The sequence below is a fragment of the Caulobacter sp. GW821-FHT12D05 genome, from assembly GCF_058807295.1.
The window spans coordinates 49,628-60,847 of sequence record NZ_JBXAQO010000003.1; the positions used below are offsets into that span (position 1 = coordinate 49,628).

The following is an 11,220-nucleotide window of genomic DNA, read 5'->3' on the forward strand; positions in this document are numbered from 1 at the left end:
GGGCGAACCTTTGCCTAGGTCCGCCCAAACGCGGCGAGTTGCAGCGAAGTTCCGCTTATTCGGCGGCGATGCTCACGGCGCCCGCGCGACCATCCTTGAAGTTGATGGCCTGCAGGTAGCGGATGCCTTCCTCGGCGATGTCGTCGCCGACCATGCGCTCGCCCTCGTTCTTCAGCTCGTTGAGGTCGACATACATGGCGTAGAACGCCCGCGTGCGGTCGGTGATGATGCCGGCGTTCAGCAGCGTCTTGACCAGCACCCGGAAGATGTTGGTCTGCTCCTTCATGTTCTCCCGACGCAGGTCGTCGGTCATGATCTTCCCGTACTCCTCGACCACCTTGTCGGGATCCAGGCCGAACTCGCGGTAGAGGTCCAGCTGCTGGTGCGGCGAGACCAGGTTGAACAGCAGGGTCTGGAAGCAGTGCGCCGCCCAGTCCTCGATGATGGCGTGTTCCTCGGGGCTCAGCTTGGGCACCGTGCGGTCGGCCCAGATCTTCCCGAACTTGTGGTGGAAGGCCTCGTCGGTCATCACCAGCTGCAGCAGCTTCTTGCCGACCGGGTCGTTGATATTGTTGAAGAAGGTGGCGAAGGCGCCCATGGCCAGGCCTTCCACCAGCATCTGCATGCCGATGATCTTCTTATAGACTTCGGGCGCGCCGATGATCTCGACCAGCAGCGTCTTCAGGGCCGGGCCGCACTCGACCGGGCGGCCCCAGCGGACCTTGATATATTTGGCGAAGGCCGTGACGTGGCGGGCCTCTTCGCGGGTCTGGTTGGCGGCGTATTCCTGGGCGCCCTGGTCCTTGAGCACATGGCACAGGCTGGCCGACAGGTTCAGCGCGCCCTGCTCGCCGTGCAGGATCGACGAGAAGCTGCGCAGCACCGACTGGTTGATGAAGCGGATACGCTGCTTGGGATCGGACAGGTGGTTGGAGACGTAGTCGGTCGACAGGGCGATCACGAGATCCTCGGGCACCAGGGCCTGGTTCTCCATGTCGAACGGCTCGTCGAAATCGATATAGGCCTTGTCCAGCGGATCCCAGAAGTGGTCGTGGGTCGCGGAAATGATCTTGTCGAAGGCGCTGGAGCGGTTGCCGTAGCGGTCGAGTTCGAGCATCGACTCGAAGTCGTCCGGCGCGACCGCGTCGTACATGGCGTCTTTGGTGATGTTCTTGTCGGTCATTGCGGCGCTCCCTATCGGCCGGGTGACGTCCATATGGCCGGGTCCGTCTTGCGCGGGTCCTCAGCGATCTAAACACTGTCAACTCAAGTGAGCGGGCGGGTCAAATTAAAAATGACGGCAGCGTCACCTTCATCGTCTGGAGTCGGAATGAAGATCTTCGTGCTGACCGGAGCCGGCGTCTCGGCCGAGAGCGGCCTGGGCACCTTCCGCGACAAGGACGGGGTGTGGACCAAATACGACCTCAACGAGGTCGCTACGCCGGAGGGTTTCGCGCGTAATCCGGCTTTGGTGCGGGATTTCTATAATGCGCGGCGGGTGAACCTGGCGGGCGCGGCGCCGAACGCGGCGCATGTCGCCCTGGCGCGGCTCGAGGCCGAGCTAGCGGCGCGTGGCGGCGAGCTTTTCCTCTGCACCCAGAACGTCGATGACCTGCACGAGAAAGCGGGCTCGAAGCGCGTGATCCACATGCACGGCGAGCTGGCGGTCACCCGCTGCCATCACTGCCAGGCGACGCGGCCGGACAGTGGGGCTTTGACCGCCGAGGCTGTCTGCGGGTCTTGCGGGAAAGAGGGCGGGGCAAGGCCGCACGTCGTGTGGTTCGGCGAGATGCCGCTGTTCATGGACGAGATCGAGGAGGCGCTGAGCGAGGCGGATCTCTTCGTGTCGATCGGGACGTCGGGGTCTGTATATCCGGCGGCGGGCTTCGTGACCGAGGCCCGGGCGATGGGGATCGCGACCTGCGAGATCAATCTCGAGCCGTCGGCTAACGCCTATGTGTTCGACGAGAAGCACTATGGCGCCGCGAGTGAGGTGGTGCCGGCGTGGGTGGAGACGGTTCTCAGATCCTCCCCCTAGCGGGGGAGGTGGCGCGAAGCGCCGGAGGGGGGCGTTGTCCTGGCCCGGCTTCTTCCCCCTCCCCCTCCGTCGCCGCTCCGCGTCGACACCTCCCCCGCTAGGGGGAGGGACTTGGATCCTGACACCGACTGGCAGCAATCAGGCTATGGAAGGGCAGCATACGGAGCCGCCCCATGCCCAAGCCCCTCAAACCCCCCGCCGAGGAAGCCGAAGGCGCCTGCGCGTGCGGCGCGGTCCGCCTGGCGATCGGCATCCCGGCCCGCTGGTCGTTCCACGACCACTCGGCCGCCAGCCGCCACGCCCAGGGCTGCGCCTATGTCACCTACACGGCCAGCTATCGCAGCCGTTTCCGCTGGCTGGACGGCGAGGACCTGGTCACCCGCCACGAGCACGAAGGGACCACCCGGGGCTTCTGCAGCCGCTGCGGCACACCGATCTTCATGGAGCGCAAGCGCAGCCCCACCATGATCAACCTGCCTCGCGCCCTGTTCGCCGGCCGCACCGGACGCGAGCCGCGCTACCACACGTCTTTGGACGAGGCGCCCGACTGGGCCTATGGCGGCGGCAAGCTGGTCCCGCTGAAGGGTTATCCCGGCGTGATGTGGGAGCGGCCCAAGCCGAAGCGGAAGCGCGCCGCGCTCGACGATTTTCTTTGAGCGCCGCGCCCTTGGCGGGGTGCGACGGGCGCGCCATCTAAGGTCGAGGTTCCATGGAGGGCGCCGTGCACGGCTCCTTTGCTCCGTTTTTCAGCCAGGCCGCCGTCGCGGCGGTTTTTGTCGTCGCCGTCCTGGCCGTCAGGCGTATCTCGGCGCACCGGATCCGAGCCCACTTCGCCGATGAGGGCGTGGTGCTGAGCGTGCGCAACATCGGATCAGGCGGCTTTCTGCTGAGCCGCGACCGGGCGCTGGAGTTCCGAGTCCAGGTCCGCCATCCCGACGGCCTCGTCGTGACCCACGCGGCGGAGATCCCCGCCTGGGGTCCGGTCCGCCGCCTCTGGTGAGCTAGCGCCGCAGCCGGAAGACGCCGCAGCCCGCTTCATGGAACCGCGCGTCGCGTTCGTAGGCGAAGCCGACCTTGCGCAGGACGTTTTCCGAGCCCGCATTACCCTTCACGAGGACGCCGACCAGTTCGGGCTGGTCGCACCGCTCGCGCCAGAGATCGACCATCGCCGTGGCGATCTCGGTCGCCAGGCCCTGGCCCCAGGCGGAGCTGGCCAGGGCGTAGGCGATCTCGAATTCGCGGACGCCTTCCAGGTCGATATAACGCAGCGCCGAGCGGCCGACGAAGGCGCCGTCGGCCGTGCGCAGGGTCCACAGGCCGACGCCATGGTCGCTCCAGTGGCGCAGGCCGGTCTCGATATAGGCGTCGGTGGCTTCGGGCGAACGGACGCCGCCCAGATAGCGTGAGGCTTCCGGATCGAGGTGCAGCGCCACCAGGTCGTCGCGATCCGCCGGCGAGAGCTTTGTAGCCTTCAGCCGGGCGGTCGCGAACGTCTCCATCAGCCGCGCCCCTCCAGCGCCGCCAGCACGCCCGGCTGCACGCGGGCCAGTTCGGCCAGGCGTTCGACCAGGGCGTCCTTGGTGTCCAGCGCCAGGCCGTCGCGCAGCTTGGCCATGCGGTCGCGGACCTTGGTCAGGTCGGCCGCGTTGGCGGCGGTGACCACGGCCGCCTGGTGCTTGCAGGCGCCGAACTTCTCGAAGCCGGGGCAGGTGCAGGAGCCCTCGCCGTTCGGGGCGCGCAGTTCCACGACGTAGAGGTCGCCGACGCTGCCGGTGACGTGGGCGGTGACCTTCTCGTCCTCGATCGCCACGAGGTCGACGTCACCCTTCTCGGCCATGGCCACGCCGGTGTCGAACCAGCGCTCGTCCATGCGTTCACGCCAGGACTCTACGTCGAACAGGCTCATTCCTCGTCCTCGATGCGGTGGATGTCGTCGTCCGACAGGCCGAAATGGTGGCCGATCTCGTGGACCAGCACGTGGGCGATCAGGTCGCCCAGAGTGACGTCGCCGCGCTCGGCCCACTCGTCCAGGATCGGGCGGCGGTAGAGAAAGACCCGCGACGGCTCGGTTCCGTAGTCCAGCACCGAGCGGCGGCCCAGGTCCACGCCCTGGTAGAGACCGGTCAGCTCGAAGGGATCTTCGATGCCCAGGCTGTCCAAGACGTCCTCGGCCGGAAAGTCGTCGACCCGGATGACCACGTCGCCCGACAGCTTGCGGAAGTCGTCAGGCAGGGCGTCGAAGGCCTGCTTGGCCAGGACGGCGAAGTCGTCGAGCGATGGCGCGGAGCGGTCGGACCAGGTCATGACCCTCCAAATAGAGCGATTGGCGCGCGACGCCATAGCCTCCAAGTCATACCCCCTCTGGCCCATAGCCCCCCTGGCCATAGGCGGACTATTCTGAAAGTCTGATTCGAGGACCCGCTGGGCGCACTGATGACTTCGTACGACCTGATCCTCGCGGCGGCGGCTGGCGCGGTTTGCCTCGCCATTTGCGTGACCCTGTGGTCGCTGGGGCAGCGCCGTAACTACGAGGCTCGCCTCGCCGCGCTGAAGAACCGGCTGACGCTGCAAGGCGGTGACGCCCTGGACGCGCCCGCCTGGGTCGAGGCCTTCGACACCGCCGTGCTGGCCGTCGAGGGCGGCCGTCCCAGCCTGGCCGCCGGGGCCGAGGGCTTGGCCGCCTGCGCCCGTGTGCTGGGGGCGCCGGCCGGCGTCGATGCGGTGGTCGCCGCCCTGGGCGCGGTCGATCCGGGTCATGCCCAGAAGCTGACGGCCCTGTTCGAGCGCGGCGAGCCCTGCGTGTTCGAGGCCCGCGGCAGCGGCGGCTGGATCTCGGTCGAGGGCCGCGCGGCCGGCGCCGTAGCCTGGCTGCGTCTGGCGCCCGCCAGCGGCGGTGACGCCAGCCTGCCGTCGGCGACCCGCTTCGCCGCCTTCGTCGACAGCGTGGCCGAGCCCGCCTGGATCGCCGGCGCCGATGGTCAGCCGGCCTGGGGCAACGACGCCTTCATCCGCGCGGTCGGCGCGGCCTCGGCCTCGGCCGCGGCCCTGGCCGGCAAGAGCTTCGATCGCGCCGCCGACGCCCTGGTCGTCGAGGCCGTGGAAAAGGGCGAGCGTCGCGAAGCTCTGCGCTGGATCAATCTGGAAGGCCGCCGCCGGGCGTTCCGCCTGTCGGCCCAGCCGCTGGACGGCGGCGGGGTGGGCGTGTTCTGCGCCGACGTCACCGAGATCGAGGACGTCCGCGACGCCTTCCGCAAGCACGTCGAGGCCCACGACGAGACCCTGAACCACATCGCCGAGGCCGTGGCGATCTTCAGCCAGACGCGGCGGCTGTCTTACTACAACACCTCGTTCGCCGAGCTGTGGGGCCTGGAGCCGGCCTGGCTGAGCGACCGTCCGACCCACGGCGAGATCCTGGACCGCCTGCGTCAGCGCCGCCGCCTGCCCGAGAGCATTGACTATTCCGGCTGGAAGGCCGCTGAGCTGGCCCGCTACGAGGACCTGGGACCCCAGGCCGACGACCTGTGGCACCTGCCCGACGGACGCACCCTCAAGGTCGTGCGCCAGCCTCACCCGCTGGGCGGCATGCTGCTGATCTATTCCGACATCACCGGCGAGCTGCGCCTGAAGGCCCAGTACAACGCCCTGATCCAGGTGCAGCAGGCGACCCTCGACAAGCTGAACGACGCCGTCGCCGTGTTCGGCTCGGACGGCCGCCTGCGCCTGCACAACGAGGCCTTCGAGACCTTCTGGAACGTCAGCGCCTTCTCGCTGGAGGCGGCCGGCGACTTCGAGGGCGTGGTCGAGCTGTGCGTGCCGCGCCTGCACGACCTGGCCTTCTGGCGCGAGCTGAAGGGCCGGGTGGCCGATCCCGATCCGCAGATGCGCGCCCCGACGTCGGGCGAGGTCCGCACCTCGGACGACCGCATCGTCGTCTACCAGAGCCGGCCGCTGCCGGACGGCGCGACCCTGATCGCCTTCGCCGACGTCACCGACACCCGCGACCTGCAGAACGCGCTGTCCGACCGCTCCGCCGCCCTGGCCGAGGCCGAGCGGCTGAAGCGCGACTTCGTCGGCAACGTCTCGTACGAGCTGCGCACGCCGCTGACGACGATCATCGGCTATTCCGAGCTGCTTGAGCGCGCCGACGGCATCTCCGAGCGCGGCCGCAATCATGTGGCCGCCGTCCGCGCCGCCGCCACCCAGTTGGCCCGCTCGATTGACGACGTGCTGGACATGGCTCAGATCGACGCCGGCGAGATGGCGCTGGAGATCGAGGACATCCGCGTCGCCGACCTGCTGCTGAACGCCCAGGAGCGCGCCCTGAAGGACGCCCAGCTGGGCGCCGTCACCCTGGCGGTCGAGTGCGAGGAAGACGTCGGCCTGATCCGTGGCGACGCCAAGCGCCTGGCCCAGACCCTGGATCACCTGGTCGAGAACGCCTTGCGCCAGACCCCGCCCGGCGGTCGCGTCACCCTGCAGGCCCGCCGCGCGCTGGGCGAGGTTCGGCTGGACGTCTCCGACACCGGCCGAGGCGTGCCGTTCCACGTCCAGGCCCACATCTTCGACCGCTTCGTTGGCCGCGATCGTGGTGGTCCCGGCCTGGGCCTGGCCCTGGTCAAGGCGCTGGTCGAGCTGCACGGCGGCTGGGTGGCGCTGGAGAGCGAGCCGGGCGCCGGCTCGACCTTCACCTGCCACCTGCCCGAGACCCAGCAACCGGGCGCCATGCAGCCGGAACTGGGCTTCTAGTGTTTCGCGCGGCGGTCCTGCTGGCGGGGCTGCTGGCGATCGCCGCGCCGGCCCGGGCCGAGGACGTGGCCATCAAGGACTGGTGGGTCGCCTGCGACAATGTCCGTATGTGCACGGCCTATGGCTTTCCGCCCGAGGACGCGTACGGCGTGGTGCTGCGCCTGCGCCGTGACGCTGAAGCCGAGGCGGTCGCCACGTTGGACCTGGGCATCGACGCCGAGACCGCCAAGGGCGTTTCCGGGCCTCTGACCCTGTCGGTCGACGGCAAGGCCGTGGCGCGCACAGAGCGGCCCGAAGGGACGGACGACGAATACCGCACCTGGTCGGTCTCGCCGGCCCAGACGCGAGCGCTGCTGGCGGCGATCGCGCGGGGCCAGGCCCTGGAGGCCAAGGACGGCCAGCGCACCGTCGCTACCGTGTCGCTGGCCGGAGGCTCGGCCAGTCTGCGCTGAATGGACGATCGCCAGAAGCGCGTTGGCGGCGTCACCGCCCTGGTCGCCAAGGGCACCGCCCCGGCCTCGGCGGTTCCGCCGCCGCCGCTCGCGCCGCTGGTCCGGGCGGCCAAGCCCGTGAGCCAGGACGGCTTGACCGACACCCCGCCGGCCGCCGTGCTGGCCGCGGCGAAGCCGATGGACTGCCAGGCGCAGGCGCCCGAGGAACCCAGTTCGAACCGTCTGGCGCCGGGCGTGGTGTTGTGGGTGATCCCCTGCTGGGTCGGGGCCTATCAGATCAGTTCGGCCCTGGTGCTGGCCGACGAGAAGGGCGGTCATGTCCGCCTGGCCGACCTGGGCGGGGCGGGCGACGCCCGGGCCATGGCCACCAACGCCGTGTTCAACACCGACGACCAGAAGCTCTACAGCTACGCCAAGGGGCGGGGCCTGGCCGACTGCGGCGAGTCCCGCACCTATGCCTGGACGGGCAAGGGCTTCGTCCTGATCGAGCGGACCGAGCTGCAGATCTGCCGAGGCCTGCCCGAGGACTACTGGGTCACGATGTACCGCACGCGCTAGTCCGCCGCCTTGGGCGCCTTGGGCCAGGCGCTGACTTCCTTTTCGCCACGCATCACCTGGACGTGGTCGATCCGCGCCGTAACGAAGCACTGGCGGTCCTTGATCCAGTTCGGGGTATTGCCGGTCAGTTCCTTGAAGGTCAGCGCGCCGCGATAGCCGCCGCAGAACACCTGCGATTTTTGGCCCAGATCGGTGATCTCGCCCTCGACCACCAGGGTCAGGTCGCGAGCGAAGCGTTCGGCGTGGTCGCGGCGACCGCGCGCCTGGCTGACCTCCAGCGGAGCCATGCCCGCCGGCAGGGCCGAGGGGCCGTTCTCCTCGTAGGGAATAGCCAGGCCGAAGCTGACGGCGCGAGTCGAGTCCGCCAGTTCATAGCTGGATGTGGGTGGTGGTTGGCGACCCGGAATTCCTGGCCGGATCCCCGGAACCGCCGACCGCACGATGAACGCCGGCGGCCGGCCCTTGGCGTCCAGCTGCGGCCCGCGCCGGGTGTCGACGTTGAAGAAGAACGACTGCAACGGCGGCAGGGCGGCCAGGCCGCTTTCCTTGAAGGTCCCGAAGTTACGGTCGGTGATCTCGCCCAGGCCGACCGAGGTGACCAGCGTTTGCTTCTTGCGGTCGTACAGCCAGCGGCCGGACTGCTTGAAGATGCCGTACTTGCGCGGCTTCTCCTCGACAAAGCGGGTGACGAGGCGAAAGCGCTGGCCGGTGAGGGCGCGAGCGCCGGGGTTGGCGGCGGCCTCGGTCATGGCCTGGCGCAGGCTCTGTTCGTCCAGGGGCGGCGCGTCGGCCGCCAGCAGGGCGAAGGCCAGAAGAAGTCCTGACATTGAGCATCTCCATATGCTCAACTAATGCGCGCGCAAATCGACGATGTGTCAACTTCCGACAGACATAAAGATATCTTTATGCGTTAATTGCTCGATAGGGCTCGGGGTTGTATAGACTGCGCCCAAGACCCTCACTTCCACGACCCGACGCAGGAGCCGCACGTGGCCGACTACATCGTCAAGGACATCTCGCTCGCCGACTACGGCCGCAAGGAACTGGCTATTGCCGAGACCGAAATGCCGGGCCTGATGGCCACGCGCGCCGAGTACGGTCCGCAGCAGATCCTGAAGGGCGCCCGCATCGCCGGCAGCCTGCACATGACCATCCAGACCGGCGTGCTGATCGAGACGCTGACGGCTCTCGGCGCCGAGGTCCGCTGGGCTTCGTGCAACATCTTCTCGACCCAGGACCACGCCGCGGCCGCCATCGCCGCCTCGGGCGTGCCGGTGTTCGCCTTCAAGGGTGAAAACCTGGTCGAGTACTGGGAATACGCCCACAAGATCTTCGAGTGGCACGACGGCGGCTACCCGAACCTGATTCTGGACGACGGCGGCGACGCCACCCTGCTCTGCGTGCTGGGCCCCAAGGCCGAGAAGGATCCGTCGATCCTGAACAACCCGCAGAACGAAGAAGAAGAAGCCCTGTTCGCGGTGATGAAGAAGTACCTGGCCGAAAAGCCGGGCTTCTACTCGGCCATCCGCGCGGCCATCGGCGGCGTCTCGGAAGAGACCACCACGGGCGTGCACCGCCTGTACCAGATGGCCGCCAAGGGCGACCTGCCGTTCCCGGCCATCAACGTCAATGACAGCGTCACCAAGTCGAAGTTCGACAACCTGTACGGCTGCCGTGAATCGCTGGTCGACGCCATCCGTCGCGGCACCGACGTCATGCTGTCGGGCAAGGTCGCGGTGGTCTGCGGCTACGGCGACGTGGGCAAGGGCTCGGCCGCCTCGCTGCGCCAGGGCGGCGCTCGCGTGATCGTCACCGAAATCGACCCGATCTGCGCCTTGCAGGCGGCGATGGAAGGCTATGAGGTCCAGACCCTGGACGACGTCGCCGGCCGGGCCGACATCTTCGTCACCGCCACGGGCAACAAGGACGTCATCACCGTCGATCACATGCGGCAGATGCGTAACAACGCCATAGTCTGCAACATCGGCCACTTCGACTCGGAGATCCAGGTCGCCGGCCTGAAGAACTTCAAGTGGGACGAGATCAAGCCGCAGGTCCACCACGTGGAATTCCCGGACGGCAAGAAGATCATCCTGCTGTCGGAAGGCCGCCTGGTGAACCTGGGCAACGCCACGGGCCACCCCTCGTTCGTGATGTCGGCCTCGTTCACCAACCAGACGCTGGCTCAGATCGAGCTCTGGACGAACAAGGACGCCTACCAGAACCAAGTCTACACCCTGCCCAAACACCTGGACGAGAAGGTCGCCTTCCTCCACCTGGAGAAGCTGGGCGCCAAGCTCTCGACCCTGCGCAAGGACCAGGCCGACTATATCGGCGTGCCGGAAACCGGCCCGTTCAAGCCGGACCACTATCGCTACTAAGAGCGCGTTAGGCGAAGTGTGGGCGGTTCGCCGCCCGGACGCGCGTCAACAGAATTAGCGACAGTTCCGCTACGGAAATCGTTTGAAAATCCAAGGGGAAGGCCTGCCAGCGATGGCGGGCCTTTCTCTTTTGATCGCTTCGGCGAAAGCGCCCTATTCAAGTCCGCATTGCTCGGCTAATCGCTTTTGCATGCCGCTAGCCTTGATCCTTTCCAGCCACGTCGCCGGCAGCCAGGTGGGCGCGACGGCTCAGGCCACCGCCCTGGCGCAATTCCGCATCGACTCGATGGTCGTGCCGACGGTTCTGTATGGCCGCCACCCCGGCTGGGGTCTGCCCGGCGGCGCGCCCGTGCCGATCGAGGTGTTCGAGGGCATGCTGGACGGCATCGAGGCCAACGGGCTGTTCGGCTTGGTCGACTTGGTCATCACCGGCTACTTCGCCACCGCCGCCCAGGCGCGCGCCGCCGCGCGGGTGATCGACGCCGTGCGTGAAGCGCCCCGGCCCAACGGCGCGGCGACCCGCCGACCCATCGTGGTGGTCGACCCGACCATGGGCGACGCCGGCAAGGGCCTGTACATCCCGACCGAGACCGCCGACGAGATCATCGCCGACCTGATCCCGCGCGCCGACGTCGTGGCCTGCAATTCCTGGGAGCTGCAGAAGCTGACCGGGACCGACGCCCGCGACCCGATCTCGGCCATGAAGGCCTCGCGCCTGCTGGGCAAGACGACCCTGGTTTCGTCCGTCCAGCGCGGGGCCGAGATCGGCGCAGTGCTCGCCGACCACAAGGAAGCCTGGCTGGCCGCCCACGCCAAGACCGAGCGCGCGCCCAACGGCACCGGCGACCTGCTGACGGCCCTCTACGCCGCCTCGATCCTGGAGGGGCAGACCTTCTCGTACGGCCTGGCCCGCGCCGTCGGCGGCGTGGCCGAGACCATCACCGCCGCCAACATCTGGAACGCGCCGGAGCTGCCGATCGTCGCCATGGGCGCGCGCATCAAGCAGACTTCGCCGACGGTGCGTATCGAGCGACTGGCCTAAGCG

The 11,220-nt window shown here is 68.2% G+C and carries 11 protein-coding genes and 1 pseudogene; 7 read left to right on the forward strand and 5 right to left on the reverse strand.

From position 1 onward, the window contains the following. Positions 1 to 55: 55 nt before the first annotated feature. A complete protein-coding gene (locus AC1RRR_RS13015) occupies positions 56 to 1,183 on the reverse strand; it encodes a ferritin-like domain-containing protein (protein ID WP_492813648.1) in 1,128 nt (375 codons plus the stop codon). Between the two features lie 147 nt (positions 1,184 to 1,330). Between AC1RRR_RS13015 and AC1RRR_RS13020 the strand changes: the two genes are divergently transcribed. The 3 genes from AC1RRR_RS13020 to AC1RRR_RS13030 all read left to right on the forward strand — a co-directional run bounded on the left by AC1RRR_RS13020 (position 1,331) and on the right by AC1RRR_RS13030 (position 3,038). Further along, on the forward strand, positions 1,331 to 2,038 hold the full coding sequence (locus AC1RRR_RS13020) for an NAD-dependent deacylase (RefSeq protein ID WP_492813649.1): 708 nt from the start codon (positions 1,331 to 1,333) through the stop codon (positions 2,036 to 2,038). Positions 2,039 to 2,211: 173 nt separating this feature from the next. Next, the gene (locus AC1RRR_RS13025; RefSeq protein WP_492813651.1) at positions 2,212 to 2,694 is read left to right on the forward strand and encodes a GFA family protein; all 483 of its coding nucleotides are present in this window, start codon (positions 2,212 to 2,214) and stop codon (positions 2,692 to 2,694) included. Between the two features lie 65 nt (positions 2,695 to 2,759). Continuing rightward, positions 2,760 to 3,038 (forward strand): hypothetical protein, encoded by a 279-nt coding sequence (locus AC1RRR_RS13030; RefSeq protein WP_492813653.1) that lies wholly within the window; start codon positions 2,760 to 2,762, stop codon positions 3,036 to 3,038. A 1-nt stretch (position 3,039) separates the two neighbouring features. Here AC1RRR_RS13030 and AC1RRR_RS13035 read toward each other — a convergent pair whose 3' ends face one another. Genes AC1RRR_RS13035 through AC1RRR_RS13045 form a run of 3 tightly spaced genes read right to left on the reverse strand, consistent with a single transcriptional unit; the run spans position 3,040 to position 4,342 of the window. Next, positions 3,040 to 3,537: a GNAT family N-acetyltransferase gene (locus AC1RRR_RS13035; RefSeq protein ID WP_492813654.1), complete on the reverse strand. Its 498-nt coding sequence runs from the start codon at positions 3,535 to 3,537 to the stop codon at positions 3,040 to 3,042. Continuing rightward, on the reverse strand, positions 3,537 to 3,944 hold the full coding sequence (locus AC1RRR_RS13040; RefSeq protein WP_492813656.1) for an SWIM zinc finger family protein: 408 nt from the start codon (positions 3,942 to 3,944) through the stop codon (positions 3,537 to 3,539). Before AC1RRR_RS13040 ends, AC1RRR_RS13035 begins: the two co-directional genes overlap by 1 nt. Next, positions 3,941 to 4,342, reverse strand: coding sequence for a metallopeptidase family protein (locus AC1RRR_RS13045; protein WP_492813658.1), 402 nt, complete (start codon positions 4,340 to 4,342; stop codon positions 3,941 to 3,943). The genes AC1RRR_RS13040 and AC1RRR_RS13045 overlap by 4 nt, the downstream gene beginning before the upstream one ends. A gap of 129 nt (positions 4,343 to 4,471) precedes the next feature. On the opposite strand from AC1RRR_RS13045, the gene divL reads away from it, so the two are divergent. Together divL and AC1RRR_RS13055 are read left to right on the forward strand one after the other, a co-directional pair. Then, a complete protein-coding gene (gene divL / locus AC1RRR_RS13050; RefSeq protein WP_492813660.1) occupies positions 4,472 to 6,784 on the forward strand; it encodes a cell cycle protein kinase DivL in 2,313 nt (770 codons plus the stop codon). A gap of 65 nt (positions 6,785 to 6,849) precedes the next feature. Next, positions 6,850 to 7,794 (forward strand): annotated as a pseudogene (locus AC1RRR_RS13055) (DUF1176 domain-containing protein). On the opposite strand, the gene AC1RRR_RS13060 reads toward AC1RRR_RS13055, so the two are convergent. Next, the gene (locus AC1RRR_RS13060) at positions 7,791 to 8,621 is read right to left on the reverse strand and encodes a hypothetical protein (protein ID WP_492813662.1); all 831 of its coding nucleotides are present in this window, start codon (positions 8,619 to 8,621) and stop codon (positions 7,791 to 7,793) included. The pseudogene AC1RRR_RS13055 and the gene AC1RRR_RS13060 sit on opposite strands and share 4 nt — an antisense overlap. 162 nt (positions 8,622 to 8,783) lie before the next feature. Here AC1RRR_RS13060 and ahcY point away from each other — a divergent pair, with 162 nt between their 5' ends. Together ahcY and AC1RRR_RS13070 are read left to right on the forward strand one after the other, a co-directional pair. Continuing rightward, positions 8,784 to 10,175 carry an adenosylhomocysteinase gene (gene ahcY, locus AC1RRR_RS13065; RefSeq protein ID WP_492813663.1) on the forward strand — a complete coding sequence of 464 codons (1,392 nt, stop codon included), beginning with the start codon at positions 8,784 to 8,786 and terminating at the stop codon, positions 10,173 to 10,175. A 190-nt stretch (positions 10,176 to 10,365) separates the two neighbouring features. After that, positions 10,366 to 11,217, forward strand: coding sequence for a bifunctional hydroxymethylpyrimidine kinase/phosphomethylpyrimidine kinase (locus AC1RRR_RS13070; RefSeq protein ID WP_492813665.1), 852 nt, complete (start codon positions 10,366 to 10,368; stop codon positions 11,215 to 11,217). Positions 11,218 to 11,220 lie beyond the last annotated feature (3 nt).